We start from the raw sequence: 15,606 nt of genomic DNA on the forward strand, positions 1-15,606 counted from the left end.
TAATGATGCAGCTGTAAATGTTCACTTTGTGGATGTGATAAATGCAAAAAAAATCAATACAGGCTAAAAACAAAAAAAGCTCCAGATTTCTCTGAAGCTCTTTCTCTTAGTAGCCCTAATGGGACAATTATCGAACCGTTTTACAGATGATTTAAAGAAGATTAATTTCATTTAAAGTAAAAGTCCTGATAGTTTTTGCTAAAAATTATTTAAAAATTTTATTTCAATTCCTTTGATAAATTTATCAGAACTTGATCAAATTTTGTTGTAAATTTTTCATAATCATCACTTATTATTTCTTTATGGTTATCCTTTCCATTAATAATTAAAATAATCGTATCAAAAAGGTCTTTAAATTTATCTGAACTTTTAAGAAGTTCAAGATACTCAGTTGAGTAAAAATCATATTCATATAAATGTCCATACCTTTGGCGAAAAGTACCTAAATAAACAGTAATTTCTATTAGAGTATGCCTATACTCTTTTAGCCTCATAACCTCATGTTCATCACTCAATTTTTTAGTTACTTTATTTTCATTTAAGACCGTACCAACATAAACTGTTATACAACCAATTTTATCTAAATAAGAAGACAGTTGATCAAAACTGTCTAATCTTCTAAGTAAAAAACTATTTTTCTTATTTTCTGCATTTGATTGCTTATTAATCGAACTGGTTAAAATTGCCAAGATAATTAAACTACTCAACGAAAGAATTGTATTAATTGTCCCTCCCAAATAATCACCAAAAGTTCCCCAAACTGCGGGATCATTTGATAATCTATGACCTGCAAATTTAATTATATAACACGATATGGGAATTAAACAGATTAAGATTGATATTATTATCAACCATGTAACTACCTTGTTTTCTTTAAAAAAATCTTTCATTAATTAACTTAGATTACTTTGTAATACTTTGATTTTAATCAAATTTAACAATAAAAAACCCCTCAATTTGAGGGGTAAAAGTAGCATAAATAATAATTTATGAGAAATTTTATTTTTAGAGCTTTACATTTAAAAGCTCCTTTCCTAAACGATGTAAACCGTTTTCAATTTCTTTGGCTCTTTTTTCAGATATATATGTCTGTTTATTTGCATTTGTATATTGTCTAAATAATGTTGGATTTATGCCTATACTTTTTGCAAATTCTCCTTTATTAATTACTTCAAAAACATCGTTGAATATTTCTGATACTTCTAAATCGTATTCAAATTCAAATCCATTTTTAAATAACTCATAAGTTTCAGTATCATGTTCTTCAGCTGTTTCAATGTATAAATCAACAGCTTCTTTCATATTTTCTTTTAATTCATTGATACTCTCACCGTCGGCCACCACTACACCAGGTACATTTTGTGTTGTCCCCCAATAGCGACCGTCAGATTTCTCAATCTTAACTTTGATTGCCATATCCTGCTCTTTATTGGTTCTATTTCTTGGTTTATTTACTATAATGGTAATTTCAAGTTTTTTTACCTTTTAATTCAGAGGAAGTTTTAATTTTTTTCATTTTTTTCATGATAAATTTTAGTTAAACATTTGTTTTTCCGAATACTAAATTCGAGTGATTAATAATAAACTTGTAGCCTTATCGCATTGTACATTACGTAATTATACAAGTCTTTTTCCCAAGTTAAATTTACTCGAGGTTTTTATTGGTTAGTTAGCAATATATATATTGCAATGAATCCCAACAAGTCTGGGACTGAACTAAATCAGCCCCGCTTGTTTTAAAATGCCATGCTCCGTGCCTTTCGGAATATCCTTTTTAGGATGAGGCAGCACAACTATTCCTTTTTTCACTGGGTGTTTAAATGTATGATGACTTCCCTTAGATCTTATGAAGACCCAGCCATCGGCTTTCAACATCTTAAACAATTCATCGCTGCTCATATTCCTAAATCATTTAAATTGAATTGCAAATATATAACATTTTTGCAATATATATTAAAAACGATATATAATTTATAGTAAATTTAACTAGTGCAGAGAATTAATAACTATGATAGCGCAGATTTGCAATCTGTTTCCGCTAAGAGAATCAGAAACAAAAAAAGCTTCAGATTTCTCTGAAGCTTTGTCTTTGTAGCGGGAACAGGACTCGAACCTGTGACCTTCGGGTTATGAGCCCGACGAGCTGCCTACTGCTCTATCCCGCGATGTTTCGGGTGCAAAGATACACACTAAATACGGTTATGCAAGTAAAATTTGTATTTTATTTTTATTAATTTTTGAAGAAGAGCAGAATAATCAGATTTTAAAATCTAATAATTCTTCGTAAATATTCCCCTTTAAGCCTAGTAATAAGCCAAATGCGGGTTCTGTTTTTAGTCCTTTTTCTTTTAATTTAATGATTTCTAATCGGAAGTTCTCATCTTTAGAACGTAGGATTTTATCTTCAATAATCATGTGTTTGTAGCCGTTTTGTAGCTCCGTTGGAACATTTTGCCCAAAGATTTCGATTTCAAAAGCATCAATATGGAAGTTGGCGACTACAGAATCTCGATTGTCAATTACAATTTCTTGAATGCCAAAGTTGTTTTCTTTTTCAAAAAGCGCTTTAATTCTTTTAATAAAATCAGATTTATTTTTCCAATAACAAATAATATCAAGATCGCTGTTTTCAATATCAATATTAATTGGGATTGTTCCCACTAAAATAGGATCAAAATCGGTGAGGTTTTCTAAAATTTTGTGTTTCGTCAAAACTTCAAAAGCCAATTGCTGTTTTTGATTGCCTGTTTTTAAATAAGAAATATTCTTGAAATCAGTCATTCTGATATTAGTCGTTATGGTTTTTTACTTTTTTGATTTCGTCTTCTAATCGTTTGTTGATGTTGATTTTCGCCTTTTTAAAAACAAAAAGAGTAGTTCGATATTCTCTCGCATATTTGTTGGTAATCTCGCCACCAAAAAGAGAAGTTTCGAAAAATGCTCCTGTTTTTGCAAGTTCATCACTAGTGTCGCTAAAATCTTTAACGCGAATCAAGTTTGTGTAGTAGATATTTAAGTTGAACCAATTCACATAATCGGCATTGAATGAAACAGCTTTAATTCCTTTTTTGGAGTAATAATTTATAGCTCCCGCCTGACCATAATTGTCACAAAGCACTAAAGTGTTTTCTGTTTTTGGAAACAAGGCATAAATCGAATCTGTTTTGCGCGCAAGTTCTTTCCAGCCTAGCATATCGGCAAAATCCTGTGGTAATTGATGTTCTTTTCCATCTTCCCAACGAAGCATTCCTAATTTCCGGTATTTCTCAGGATTTGTAGCCATGTATTCAGGACTTTTGTTTGGAAAAGCAATATTATACATCGGAATGAAAAACAATAACGGAATCAGTATAAAAACAGGTTTTAGAAAACGTTTCCATCCGTTGTTTAAAATTTCGGATAGATAAACAGCGCCGAATCCGATGTAAATTGGATATAGTCCAATGGCATAATAAGCTTTGGCTTTAAAGTAAATAAAGATTAAAAGCGTAAAGACAAACGAAGCAAAAAAGAATTTGTATTGGTGAAAAGGTTTGTAAAATAACAAAGCAAAAAGCGCGCTTAGAATTACAAAAAAAGAACCTATAAAAAAGAGAATCTGCTCTTTTAAAAAGTCTAACAGATCGACATTTACCAATTGTGTTGCTGCCAATTCTTTCATATGGTGCACGATCGGAAATTGATTTCTATACTGCCATAAGAGATTGGGAAGTATGAAAAGAAATCCCATAATGAACGCAAAATAAAGTTCTTTTTTGGTCAGTATTTTTCTTTGTTTAGAAATCAAAAGAGCAGGGACTAATCCGAGAAGTAAAAATAGAATATTGTATTTGTTAAGGAAACCAAATGCAAATACAGCAGCTCCACAATACAGCCAGTTATTCTTTTCGGTTGTGATGTATTGTATAATTATGTAGTAAAATGCTGTCCAGCATAAAACATCCAGAGAATTGGGTTGATAAAGTGTATTGAGACGCAACAAACAAGAAAACAAAATTCCGAGAGCGCCCAGAATTAAGGCGTAGAGATTTCCTTTTAAAAGCTCGATGGTTTTCCAAACTATGAAAAGTGTTAAAGCACCAAACAGAGCAGGGAAAAACTTAACCCAGAAAACTGAATTTCCAAGCAATAAAATAAGACACGAAAACCAAGAAGTTACTGGAGGAACAGATAAATATCCCCAAGCAAGATGATGCGCTTGATCAAGATGTAAATACTCATCTCGCTGTAAATCGTATTCAGGACTTATTAAAACGTACTGCAAAACAAATTTTAGAATAATAAAACCAATTAAAATCAGTGTTTTCTTGTTCATAAAGTTTTTGTTTTTAGGGTTTTGCTAGAATTTAAAAGTATAACGAATATAAAATTTATTTTAATTGCAAGAGTTTTTTATTTTGTCATCTGAACAAAAAAAAAGCTCCAGATTTCTCTGAAGCTTTTGTGGAATTTTTATTCCTCTGTTGCAGTTTCAAATTCCATGTGGTCGATTATTTCAACTTCTGGTTTGTCTGGTTTAGAAGCTTTCAGGGCGTTGAATCTTTCCAACATTTCCGTTTCGCCTTCTTCACCACTGAAATAAGGGAAAACGTCCATAATTGCTGTTTCTGTAATAGCAGGAATAGAGTATTCGCCCATTGTACTTTTCATTATGTGAAGTGTATTGTCGTAAGCTTCGCGAACATCATTTGCCTGAACCAGCATATACATACTTGTTTTTCTTTCTTTACCACTTTCTTCATCATAAGCAATTAAAGTGATTTTCGATTTAAACCATCTATCTGCATTTTCAAAAGGATGAATTTCAGCATAATTTGCCACTTTTATAGCCGTGATTTTAAATTCCTCACTTGTATAAGCAGCCATTTCTTCGGTCATTCTTTTTTCGGCTTCTGTATATGACAAGGCATCAACCAAATACGGTTCAGTTAATACTTTTTGTCCGCCGGTTTCATCTGTCTTTCTATATTTTACTTTGCATTCGTACCAAACTGCGCTCATTTTTTTTAATTTTTAAGGATGTCAAAGATAAATTTTACTGGAAAATAAATAGTTAAATATTCAAATAGATATTCACAATTTAAAAGCATTTTTGGTAATGTTTTGAGGTTCTGAAAGTTGCGCTTTTGCACGTAAAAAAGACTTTGTAAGCTTTATCATTCTTTTAAAATTTAAAAAAAGTAAAAATATTTTAAAGTATTAAGTTATTGTAAATCAGTTGGTTGTTTTGTGTTTTTAAAGGATTGTCAAAAAAATATTATTTGTTTCAAACCAAATGGTCAGTTTGAACGTAAGTGTGAGAAGATAGTGACCGGGAATGAGGTAAATTCAAATGATAATTAGTTTTTGGAGCAACTGAATCTTACCGCATTTCTGGCCACTATTGTTTTATAAATTTTAAGACAAATTAATGACTGGAAAATTAAACGTTCAAAGGTTAAAAGAAACTTTAGATTATCTGCAAAGCAAACAAAGAGAGTTAAATAGACAAGGAGAAAATGATACTCGAAGTCTAGAATCTATGATTAAATATTTGAAAAGAGACATGCTGGAACAATACAATTTGTCAGATCATCATTTGTCTATTGAAAAGGAAATTAAAGATACCGATGCCTTTATAAAAAACGTTGAAACGATCATTGAAATCAATTCTTAAAATATTTTATAGAAAGAAAATTACTTTTATTCTAGTTTGAATTTTTCGTTTTTACAATCCAGAATTAGCTTATGATTGAGGAAAAGTTTGTTTCCAATCATTCCCTGCATTCCGGAACGTTTCATCAAGAATTTTTGCAGTTCTGAAGTGCCTTCAATGTAAGTAACTTCAGAAATTTGTAATGCACTATTTCCAAGCAGCATTTGCTTATTTGCGGAAGCGGAAAAAACATCCAACGTATTTCCCCAGGAATTTCCTTTTTCTGTTTTTATTGGACTATTTGGATTTTTGTATTTTCTCCAGATTTCTTTTTGAGTAATCAATTCGTAACCACTTGTTCCAGAATCATAAAGTAATTTTATATTTTCATGGTCTACTTTTGCTGTAATTAATATTTTACGTTTTTTGAATTCAAAATTCAGAAAACCTTTTTCTTCCATTTGCTTTAGAAATGAACATTGATTGTTTTTGAAATCTAGAATTGTAACGCGTTTTTCTAATAAATCGGTTCCGATAGTGCCAATTATATTTTCGGCATTTGGATTGTCAAAATCGATTTTTTCTCCATAATCTAAAACTTCAAAAGCGTTGGAAATTATTTGCATTTTTCCGATGGTACAATGCGTTGAAAGTTCCATTTCTTTTACATTCATATTAATCTGATTTGGAAATTTTTCAGCAATCGATTCTAATGAATTTTTGTAGAAAACCGTAGTTGCAGATCCCGAATCAAACTGCATGTAAAAAGTTTGGTCGATTCCATTAATTTTTATGGGAAAAAGAAGCGCTGAATGCGAATTTTCATCAGAAGAAATCCATCTCAAAGGAATGTTTTCTGCGGTTCCAGAAATGGTCAAATAGTTTTCGGGTGGTGTAAATTTCTTTTGAAAATAAAAATAGCCTCCAAGAAGAAATAAAACAATAACGGCTAAAACAGCGAAGATAATTTTCTTAAATAATTTCATGTCTAAATTTTTCTGCAAGATTCGGACTTCAATTCCGATTTTCGTGCAAAATCAAGACGACAGTTTTACGACATTTGCATGACAAGAATTATAAGAAATTGTTTTTCATTTTGATAGCTAAAGTTTGTTTTTGGTTTAAACTGATGCCATTGAGGACCACAATGACTAATTTTAAGCAAAGAATCATTAGTAGCGGAATAAGAAAAAGCGGAAATTGGATGGAAAAAGCGTTCTGAATAAAGGGGCTCAAAATCATTAAAAACGAAAGTATCAAACTCAGAAATATTTGAATTGTTATGATCTGTTTTCCGATTTCCCTGTTTTGTAAATCTTTAGTTTTATAAGTTAAAATTAAAGGAAAAATAAAGCTTCCAAAAGGAATAATAAGTCCAGTCAAAGCAGAAAGATTAATGATTTTGGCTCTTTCAACAGGACTGTTTTCTTTCTTGATAATAAGATTTTCAGTTGTGGTTTCTAAAGATTCAGCAATAGTTTTTAAGGTAAATCCTTTGAGACTGTTTCCAGCTTCGATTCTCTGAATCGTTCTCAAAGAAAGCCCGGATTTCTCGGCCAATTCATTTTGAGTCATGTTTTTTTCTTCTCTCAAAAATTTTACTTTGTTCATCTTTTGTGGTTGCTGGTGTGCGGACTAAATTAGAAAAAAAAGTTTTCTTGGTCGATTTTCTTTTCGAAATAAGAGAGAATTTAAAGTTTAATAAAAAATTAGGCTTTTTTCTTTAACAAAATTATTAACTTGTTGTAGAATAACGATTCACATACATTAAATACCCTAAAAAAAAATACCACTATGCGAGTATCAGTAGTTCGAAAAAACATAAAGTTTACACCAGATTCAAGAAGAGTTGTTGCCCGATATTTTATGAATGGGAACGAAAGGACCCAACAAATGGTGCTTCGAATTATGCTGCTGGACGAAAAACAAGTTTTACAAACTTTAGAGCAGACACTGCGTGAATTTGCCAGACGTCATCGAAATATTTCGGCAGTTTTCTTTAGACATTGCGAAAGAATAAGACCAATAATCGAGGAAATGAATATTGATTATGAAGGCATGTCTCTTGATCGTAAAATGTTGATTGGTTCTTATTGTACAATGGAATATGCAATTGAATCGGCTGCGATTTTTAATCCGTCGATTGTGGAAGATTTTGACCAAACTGGATTGGAAGCTGGTGAAAAACGTGTCGTGATTTCTTTTAGAGCGACAGGAGAAGGCCATATTTCGTCAATTGTTTTTAGAAGAGGAATCTTGGATCGTGATAATAATCTGCATATCATGAAAATTGGAAATCATATTGATAAGGCAGAAATCGAACATAAAACATTGTTTAATAAAGAACGCTTTTTGACCAAGTTAATTGAAATGCATACGACGGATAAATATATCGCCCAGATTATGCACGATCTTCCAGAAGAATTTGAGTTTACGGTTCTTAAAAATATGCTGACAACAGCTTTGAGTGATCCATCAATCCGTGAAGAACGAAAAACGGCTTTGCAGGAAATATTATGGTTGGCGAATTCATTTTACGATTTGCAATTCAAACACGATTCGGATATTACAGAACGCGTTATTTTCCCGATTTCGGATTCTGAAAGCCGTGGAATTGAGGATGCCCGTTTTGTTCGTTTTACAGACGATGACGATTCGGTTCGTGTCATGGCGACTTATACGGCCTACAATGGACATACGATTTTACCAAAATTAATCTCAACTGAAGATTTTTATAGTTTTAGAGTAATGCCGCTTCATGGCGAAGGTGCTCAGAATAAGAATTTAGCTTTGTTTCCTCGCAAGATTAAAGGGAAATATGCGATGTTGGCGCGAATAGATGGTGTTAATAATTACATCATGTATTCGGATAGAGCAACGCAATGGAATACGCCCATTTTACTCCAAGAACCACGTTTTACTTGGGAATTAACACAAATAGGAAATTGCGGTTCTCCACTTTGGACGGAAGAAGGTTGGCTGGTGATTACACACGGCGTTGGTACAATGAGGCGTTATTGCATTGGTGCCTCTCTATTTGATTTAGATGATCCTTCTAAAGAAATAGGAAGACTTACAGAACCATTGCTAGCACCATTGGAAGACGAGCGTGAAGGATATGTGCCAAATGTTGTGTATTCTTGCGGAGCCATTATTCATAACAATAGCTTGATTTTGCCTTATGCCGTTTCTGATTATTCTTCAACTTATGGCGTTGTAGATATGGTGGAATTGTTGGATGCACTCAAAAAAAGCAAATAATTTATTTTCTGTTTTTAAAGTCGGGAATTTTCTCTGTCAAATGTTTCCAATAGCGTTTCGGCATGTGCTGTACATGAAGTTTGGTATTTTTTCTGGATTCAATATTGACGCTTTTAAAATAATTTCGCCATAAATTCTGGAAAAATTCTTCTCCTTCATCTGAGATTTCAGCTAGAAATTTAGAAGATGAAGGATTGGAATCAAATGTGAGTTGAACCTTTGAAACATTGTCTAGATCGTAATAAATTCCATATTTACGTTTGGTGTCATAAATTAACCAACGCTGGTCAGCATACCGATTTTTAAAATGTTCTTGAATAAGCGGTAAAACATTACAATCGGGCTCAACAATGGCATAATATAAATTGTCTTTGGTAAGTTTGAAACGAACAAAAGCTTTCATTCTATGACTTTCTTTGCCTGTTAAATGCGCGGCTTTTTGAATGTTGAGAACATCATTATTGCTCAAATCTCCTTCTACGTTTATGGAACTTGAAAAAACATAGGTAGCAAAACGGAATAAGCTTTCTTCGATCTGAGGCAATTCAGAAAAAAAAGCATTGTAAACATTAGCTATTCCATTTTGAGAAAGACGTTGTTTTAAACCTTTTAAAACTCGATTTGCCTTTGTTTCATCCGTTTCTACAATGTGGTTTTTTGAAAAAAGCAAGGCATTTGAAAATTCATCTTTAGCAAATACAACATCTTTGAATTTGTATTCGTAGATTTCGAAAACAGCTGTGAGCCAGCCTTCAAACGTGCCGTCATAAATTACTTGTATCATTATTGAAATAAAGAAAGTTGATTCGAAAAATCGTTTTTATACTTGCTGTTTTGAATATTCAAAATCTGCTCTTTTATTTGAATAGAAGTCAAATCTTTCTGCAAAAGAAAAGGTGAGGCAAAAGCTAGAAAAAATTTGGAACGATTGTATGCAATTCCTAATTTTTGCAAATCTTCTGGTTGTAATCTTTTGAATTTTCTGGCAGTTACAATTTTTTTAGCGCTTGTTACTCCAATTCCTGGAATGCGCAGAATTAACTCTAAATCAGCCGTATTAACATCAACTGGAAATTGATGTAAGTTTCGCAAAGCCCATCCTAATTTCGGGTCAATATCAAGATCCAAATTCGGTTGATCAAAACCTACAATTTCGTTTACATTAAATCCGTAAAAACGAAGCAACCAATCTGCTTGATACAAACGATTTTCCCGAATCATAGGTACAGGAGTTCCAATTTGAGGAAGTCTGTTGTCATAACTTATCGGTACATAACCCGAATAATAAACGCGTCGCATGTTCATTTGGTCATAAAAATAATTGGCCATTCCCAAGATTTCCATGTCATTTTCCTGCGTTGCACCTATCACCATTTGTGTACTTTGTCCCGCTGGAGCAAAAATGGGCGCTTTTTTATTCGATTTTTTTTCTTCTGTGTAACCCACGATTTCATTTTTCAGATATTCCATCGGTTTGATGACATCAGCATGATTTTTTTCTGGGGCTAATAATTTTAGACTCTTTTCTGTTGGCATTTCTACGTTGACACTTAAACGATCAGCATATAAACCAGCTTCACGTATAAGCTCGTCACTCGCGCCTGGAATTGCTTTTAAATGAATGTAGCCATTGAAATTTTCTTCTAATCGAAGTTTTTTTGCAATGCGCACCAAGCGTTCCATTGTGAAATCGGGATTGTCAAAAATTCCTGAACTTAGAAATAGACCTTCAATATAATTTCTTCTATAAAAACCAATAGTAAGATCTACGACTTCCTGAACGGTAAAAGCCGCACGTTTGATATCGTTACTTTTTCGGCTGACACAATAAGCACAATCAAAAATGCAATGATTGGTTAGTAAAATTTTGAGTAATGATACACAGCGTCCGTCTTCAGTGTAAGCATGACAAATTCCATTTCCTGTATCACCCAATCCTTTGTTTTGATTCTTCCGCTTGTTCTGACCTGCAGACGAAGAACAAGAAACATCGTACTTGGCTGCATCAGCTAAGATCGCCAGTTTCTCCATTACTCTTTCCTGTACCATTTTGATCTTGATTTAATTGTTTTTGAAATGAAAATTTATCTCTTCAAAATTACTCATTGAACCTAAAAATGACTTGAAAATGACTGTTCTAAATTGTATCAAATTTTATAAGAAGAGACTGTTCAACAAAATTATTATTATTCGATTTTACTCAACAGTTTAGATTCAAATCTGTTTAAATCTGCTTTAATTTGTGTAAATCTGCGTGAAAAATCTATGCACAAAAAGTATTTCACGCAGATTTACACAGATATCAGCAGATCAGATTAGATTTTTTTTGTGAATGAAAGTATTTTATTCTGTTTCATCCGACGTTTACCAAGAGTAAAATCATGTTTTAAAAATTAACTTTTTAAGGTTTAAAAACAGGTATAAATACGGGGTGCTTGTTTTTTCAAACTTTTTATATTGCGCGTCAGTAAGAAAAAATCGGTTATCCCCCTTAGCTATTGATTTTTGACTGTAAAAAGACTTGCGAGTATTAGCGAATAATAATAAACCGAATAGCTAAAACGATGAAATTTCTAAAAGGACAAGAGGTGACCTACACTGCCTTGAGTGGGAGAGCTTATGAAGCAAAAGTACTAGAAAGAAAAATGGATTTCAAAAAAGGGCTGATAATAAAATCGACTTACAAAGAAAGAGATTTTCATTATCTGATTGAAATTCAAAAAAATGGCACAACAGAAAAGATTCTCTGTGCAGAAAATGATCTTCAATTATTGGAGAAGAAAAAACGCAGTCTAAAAAAGGCAGCTTAAAAATAGTGTTTTATAAAAGCACTGACTTTTTCTAATACTAATTCCGGCACTTCTTTGTGAGGGGTATGTCCTGTATTTGGGATTATATATTTCTCCGATTTTCCGTTAACTAAGCTTATTGTTTTTTCAACTTGGTTTAGCGTTCCGTATTCATCATTTTCACCTTGAATAAAAAGCAAAGGAACGTTAATTTCAGGGAGTAAATTTTCTATGTTCCAATCTCTGAAATCATTTCTAAGCCATGTTTGAGTCCATGCTTTAAAAACAGCTTCGGTTTTTTGAACATGATATTTTTGAAGTTTCAAAGGGAGATTTGTTGTCTCATAAGAGTGAACAGCCTGCCGAATTCCGTTCAGTGTAATTTCTTCAACAAAAATATGTGCGGCTTCTGAGATTACCATTTTAATACGCTTTTGGTATTTTGCCGCAGCAATCAAAGCAATTGACCCGCCGTCGCTATGTCCGAATAAAATCGCATTTTCTATTTGTAAACTTTCAAGAATATTATTTAAAACATCAGCTTCTAATTCCAAATAATGTAAAGGCCTTTCAAATGTAGGCATAGCATCAGATTTGCCGTAACCAAGACGGTCATAAACCAACAAATTGCATTTACAGGCTATGGCAATTCTTTTAGGTAAATCGCGCCAAAGTTTTACACAACCTAAAGAATCATGTAAAAATACGAGCGTAGGTCTGTTTTTAAATATAGTATGATATTCAGCGTAAAGCTTGCTTCCGTTGCTGTCGATTAACATATTGCAGCTTCTTTTTGAATTACTTTTTCTTTTTTGGCTTTTGCAATATTAAGATAGATAATCGCACCAAGCATTATAGCTATTCCGATAATCTGTAAAAAAGTAACTTTTTCACCCAGAATAATATGAGCACAGAAAACCGCAGCGGGTAATTCTAAAGTCAATAAAACAGAACTTAATCCAGGACCGATTTTAGGCATTCCAACCGAAAAACAAATAGGAGGAATCACGGTTCCGAAAACAGCCAGAAAAGTTCCCCATTGTAATAATCCGAAATCTAAATGAGTACTTGTGGCAATGGCTTCACAATTGATTAAAAATATAATCATGGCAGAACCGCTGGTCATTAAGGCGCTTTTTTCGAACATAGGTGTTTCTTTTCCGATTTTGCTTGTAAAAACGATATACAACGTATAAAGTAAAGCTGATAAAAGGCTTAAAAGAATACCTGTAAAAGAAATATTTGCGTTACCTAATTCTAAAAGATCTCCGGCAAGGATTGTTCCTAAAATTATAAATAGGGCAGAACCGACTTCAATGTAACTTGGTTTTTTCTTAAAAAATAACCATTCGACCAAAATACTCAACCATGTAATCTGCATTAGTAAAACAATTGCCAAAGATGCCGGAATATAAGCAACAGCCAAATAATAAGTAAAAGCCGAAGAACCCATTGTGGTTCCAGCTAAAAGTAATTTCCAATCTGGTTTTAGTTTGTTACCGCTTTTTATTCTTCTAAAAAGTACAATTGACCATAATATTAAAGTTCCCATAAGGGCTTGTGTCAAAGTAATTTCGGCTGGGCTATAACCTTCCCCATAAGCGATTTTGGCGAATGAAGACAACATTCCGAAACTCAACGCGCCTAAAGCAACGATAATAATATATTTGTTCATTTTGTATGCTAAAAATATGTTTTGTTCCGTCAAAAGTATTTATTGTAGTATAATGAACGAAATTTTTAATTTAAATATGTATTTAATCCTTTAAAATGAAATATTTTTAGATTTTTGTCCTAAATTGAATTGTTTTTTATACTTTAACTGGAAAAAATCCGATGCAAGAATTAAGCAAACAAGAAATAGAACTACTCAGAATCTTACAGGAAAACGCCCGATTCGATATTACAGATTTGACAGAAAGACTCAACATGTCGAGAACTTCTGTTTACGATAGAATTAAAAAACTAGAAAACGAAGGATACATCAAAGATTATGTCGCGATTATTGATCCTAAAAAAGTAGGCTTAAATTTTACGGTGATTATCAATCTTTCACTTAACAGTCAGCGTTTAGAATTGGTTGAAGAATTTTCAAGACAAGTATCGGCACTTGATGAGGTTGTGGAAGGTTATGTAACAGGCGGAATTTTTGATTATGTTTTGAAAGTTGTGGTCAAAGATCCTGAAGCTTTTAATGATTTTATCCGAAAGCTTTCCAACATTCCTAATATTAGTAAAGTACAAAGTTCTTTTGTTATGAGTTACATCAAGCAATCTACCAAATTACATTTTTAAATACGCTTTTATAAGTTTATTTTTCATAAATTAAATTAAAGAATATTTTTTGAAGATAATCTTGTTTTTTGAGGTTTTAAATGAAATATTGCTATTGGACGGCTTTTTTATACTTTTTGTCGATTATTTTTAAGATTTATGTATAATTAATACATATATTCGCAAAAATTTTTTGAATGAAAGTAATATTACACTTAATAATATTTTGTTGTTTTTTTAATGCCACACTTTACAGCCAAAACGAAACCAATATCACCTATGGACTAAAATTTGGGGTATTACATTCTACATTTAGTAATCTTCCCGAAAGCATTAAAGGCCGTGATAACACTTTTGATAATAGTGTTATGGAAAGCAAAGGCAAATATGGTCTTGAAGGTGGTTTCTTTTTAAATTTTAAACTTCACGATACGCGCGTTGCGATTCAGCCGGAAATCTTATTCCGACAATCTGGAGAAACAGTTCAGTACCACGATACGGTTGGAAAAGAGTTTGAACTTGGAATCAATTATTCTTTTCTGCAGATTGGAGCTTTGTATAAAGTCTATCCATACGAAGGTTTGAATTTCGGAATTGGAGCCTTCTACGGAATCAATTTATCTCCAAATGATATTACATATACTTCCAACGAAGCTGGCGGAATGTACGATGTAGCCACGAGACAGTTCTATAAAGATGGTCTTGATGGTGCTGATGATTTTTCGTTATGTTTTGCATTAGGCTACGAGCTTCATAAAAGCGTTCACTTTGACTTTCGCTATTATTTGGGCGTAAAAGATATGATTAAGAGTAATGCATCTTCTTTTCAGTTTATCGAAAATCAAAACAAAAGCAGTGTTTTTTGCTTTTCGTTAGGCTATAGTTTTCATCAATGGTAATTTATAAAAAAATGAAAAAACTTATTTTGCTTCTTTTATTAGTAAGCACAAAATCTGTATTGGCACAAGGCGACCGCGAAATTACGTATGGTATTTTTGGTGGTGGAATATTTTCTAAAATGTCTAATCTTCCAGATGCGATAGTGCCAAAAGGTATTTATGAAAATTATACTTTAAAAGACGAAGGGAAGTTTGGAGGTACCGGAGGATTTTTCATCAATTGGAAATATCCTTATGCAAAAGTGGCTATTCAGACAGAAATATCGTATTCGGGTCAGGGAACCGATTTGAATTATGAAGATGCAAAAGGACTTAAATATAAAATGACTTTTGGTTATAGTTACATTAATGTTGGAGCTCAGTTTAAATTTTATCCAACAGAAGGATTTTATATTGGAGCTGGTCCTTATGTTGGTTTTAATATTGCAAGTGATAATATAAAGTATAGTTCAAATGCTCAAGAAATATTCGGGAATTCAGGAGTTTATTTTGAGCCGGATGCGAATGTTCAAAAGGTTTTAAAAGAATCTTTTACGGGTAAAAATTATTTCTACGGAGTCTTATCTGCAGGATATGAATTTAGTTCTAATTTCTCTGTTGGAGCCAGATATGCATTAGGACTTACCGATGCTTTAATGACAGAAGAAAACGGGCATCGTTACAGCGAAAACAAAAACAAAATCAATAGCATTTCACTGATTATTGGTTATTCATTTGACTTTGATGATTTAGGCAATTTCTAACAGAC

General features: G+C 32.5%; 18 protein-coding genes and 1 tRNA gene. 6 read left to right on the top strand and 13 right to left on the bottom strand.

Annotated elements, in window-relative coordinates; genetic code table 11:
- Nucleotides 1-218 precede the first annotated feature (218 nt).
- From NQQ59_RS22495 to NQQ59_RS22525, 7 genes are all read right to left on the bottom strand, one after another.
- On the bottom strand, nucleotides 219-890 hold the full coding sequence (locus NQQ59_RS22495) for a hypothetical protein (protein WP_144221520.1): 672 nt from the start codon (nucleotides 888-890) through the stop codon (nucleotides 219-221).
- A 115-nt stretch (nucleotides 891-1,005) separates the two neighbouring features.
- A complete protein-coding gene (locus NQQ59_RS22500; RefSeq protein ID WP_144215242.1) occupies nucleotides 1,006-1,416 on the bottom strand; it encodes a type II toxin-antitoxin system HicB family antitoxin in 411 nt (136 codons plus the stop codon).
- A gap of 300 nt (nucleotides 1,417-1,716) precedes the next feature.
- The gene (locus NQQ59_RS22505; RefSeq protein ID WP_144215241.1) at nucleotides 1,717-1,899 is read right to left on the bottom strand and encodes a type II toxin-antitoxin system HicA family toxin; all 183 of its coding nucleotides are present in this window, start codon (nucleotides 1,897-1,899) and stop codon (nucleotides 1,717-1,719) included.
- A gap of 193 nt (nucleotides 1,900-2,092) precedes the next feature.
- Nucleotides 2,093-2,165, bottom strand: a tRNA-Met gene (locus NQQ59_RS22510).
- 91 nt (nucleotides 2,166-2,256) lie between these two features.
- Nucleotides 2,257-2,781, bottom strand: a complete 525-nt coding sequence (locus NQQ59_RS22515) for a DUF4269 domain-containing protein (protein ID WP_144215240.1) — start codon at nucleotides 2,779-2,781, stop codon at nucleotides 2,257-2,259.
- 7 nt (nucleotides 2,782-2,788) lie between these two features.
- Complete coding sequence (locus tag NQQ59_RS22520) at nucleotides 2,789-4,315, bottom strand: glycosyltransferase family 39 protein (protein ID WP_144215239.1); 1,527 nt, start codon at nucleotides 4,313-4,315, stop codon at nucleotides 2,789-2,791.
- A gap of 137 nt (nucleotides 4,316-4,452) precedes the next feature.
- Nucleotides 4,453-5,001: a DUF4494 domain-containing protein gene (locus NQQ59_RS22525; protein WP_144215238.1), complete on the bottom strand. Its 549-nt coding sequence runs from the start codon at nucleotides 4,999-5,001 to the stop codon at nucleotides 4,453-4,455.
- A gap of 409 nt (nucleotides 5,002-5,410) precedes the next feature.
- Between NQQ59_RS22525 and NQQ59_RS22530 the strand changes: the two genes are divergently transcribed.
- Nucleotides 5,411-5,656 carry a hypothetical protein gene (locus NQQ59_RS22530; protein ID WP_144215237.1) on the top strand — a complete coding sequence of 82 codons (246 nt, stop codon included), beginning with the start codon at nucleotides 5,411-5,413 and terminating at the stop codon, nucleotides 5,654-5,656.
- Nucleotides 5,657-5,682: 26 nt separating this feature from the next.
- On the opposite strand, the gene NQQ59_RS22535 is transcribed toward NQQ59_RS22530, so the two are convergent.
- Nucleotides 5,683-6,621: a hypothetical protein gene (locus tag NQQ59_RS22535; protein WP_144215236.1), complete on the bottom strand. Its 939-nt coding sequence runs from the start codon at nucleotides 6,619-6,621 to the stop codon at nucleotides 5,683-5,685.
- Between the two features lie 88 nt (nucleotides 6,622-6,709).
- Nucleotides 6,710-7,246, bottom strand: coding sequence for a helix-turn-helix domain-containing protein (locus NQQ59_RS22540; protein ID WP_144215235.1), 537 nt, complete (start codon nucleotides 7,244-7,246; stop codon nucleotides 6,710-6,712).
- Nucleotides 7,247-7,429: 183 nt separating this feature from the next.
- Here NQQ59_RS22540 and NQQ59_RS22545 point away from each other — a divergent pair, with 183 nt between their 5' ends.
- Nucleotides 7,430-8,896: a glycoside hydrolase family 130 protein gene (locus NQQ59_RS22545; protein WP_144215234.1), complete on the top strand. Its 1,467-nt coding sequence runs from the start codon at nucleotides 7,430-7,432 to the stop codon at nucleotides 8,894-8,896.
- Between the two features lies 1 nt (nucleotide 8,897).
- Here the strand turns inward: NQQ59_RS22545 and NQQ59_RS22550 are convergent, their stop codons facing one another.
- Together NQQ59_RS22550 and NQQ59_RS22555 are read right to left on the bottom strand one after the other, a co-directional pair.
- Complete coding sequence (locus NQQ59_RS22550; protein WP_144215233.1) at nucleotides 8,898-9,680, bottom strand: TIGR03915 family putative DNA repair protein; 783 nt, start codon at nucleotides 9,678-9,680, stop codon at nucleotides 8,898-8,900.
- A complete protein-coding gene (locus NQQ59_RS22555) occupies nucleotides 9,680-10,945 on the bottom strand; it encodes a putative DNA modification/repair radical SAM protein (RefSeq protein WP_144215232.1) in 1,266 nt (421 codons plus the stop codon). The genes NQQ59_RS22550 and NQQ59_RS22555 overlap by 1 nt, the downstream gene beginning before the upstream one ends.
- A 515-nt stretch (nucleotides 10,946-11,460) precedes the next feature.
- Here NQQ59_RS22555 and NQQ59_RS22560 point away from each other — a divergent pair.
- A complete protein-coding gene (locus NQQ59_RS22560; RefSeq protein ID WP_144215231.1) occupies nucleotides 11,461-11,706 on the top strand; it encodes a hypothetical protein in 246 nt (81 codons plus the stop codon).
- On the opposite strand, the gene NQQ59_RS22565 is transcribed toward NQQ59_RS22560, so the two are convergent.
- Both NQQ59_RS22565 and NQQ59_RS22570 read right to left on the bottom strand, forming a co-directional pair.
- Nucleotides 11,703-12,464 carry an alpha/beta fold hydrolase gene (locus NQQ59_RS22565; protein ID WP_144215230.1) on the bottom strand — a complete coding sequence of 254 codons (762 nt, stop codon included), beginning with the start codon at nucleotides 12,462-12,464 and terminating at the stop codon, nucleotides 11,703-11,705. The two genes, NQQ59_RS22560 and NQQ59_RS22565, sit on opposite strands and share 4 nt — an antisense overlap.
- Entirely contained in the window at nucleotides 12,458-13,360 is a 903-nt protein-coding gene (locus NQQ59_RS22570) for an EamA family transporter (protein WP_144215229.1), read from the bottom strand. The genes NQQ59_RS22565 and NQQ59_RS22570 overlap by 7 nt, the downstream gene beginning before the upstream one ends.
- A gap of 161 nt (nucleotides 13,361-13,521) precedes the next feature.
- Between NQQ59_RS22570 and NQQ59_RS22575 the strand changes: the two genes are divergently transcribed.
- The 3 genes from NQQ59_RS22575 to NQQ59_RS22585 all read left to right on the top strand — a co-directional run bounded on the left by NQQ59_RS22575 (nucleotide 13,522) and on the right by NQQ59_RS22585 (nucleotide 15,601).
- Nucleotides 13,522-13,980, top strand: a complete 459-nt coding sequence (locus NQQ59_RS22575) for an Lrp/AsnC family transcriptional regulator (RefSeq protein ID WP_144215228.1) — start codon at nucleotides 13,522-13,524, stop codon at nucleotides 13,978-13,980.
- 176 nt (nucleotides 13,981-14,156) lie between these two features.
- On the top strand, nucleotides 14,157-14,858 hold the full coding sequence (locus NQQ59_RS22580; RefSeq protein ID WP_144215227.1) for an outer membrane beta-barrel protein: 702 nt from the start codon (nucleotides 14,157-14,159) through the stop codon (nucleotides 14,856-14,858).
- 11 nt (nucleotides 14,859-14,869) lie between these two features.
- The gene (locus NQQ59_RS22585) at nucleotides 14,870-15,601 is read left to right on the top strand and encodes an outer membrane beta-barrel protein (RefSeq protein WP_144215226.1); all 732 of its coding nucleotides are present in this window, start codon (nucleotides 14,870-14,872) and stop codon (nucleotides 15,599-15,601) included.
- The last annotated feature ends 5 nt before the right edge of the window (nucleotides 15,602-15,606 follow it).

The sequence above is a fragment of the Flavobacterium panacis genome (assembly GCF_024649945.1).
In the GTDB taxonomy this organism is placed as follows: Bacteria; Bacteroidota; Bacteroidia; order Flavobacteriales; family Flavobacteriaceae; genus Flavobacterium; species Flavobacterium panacis.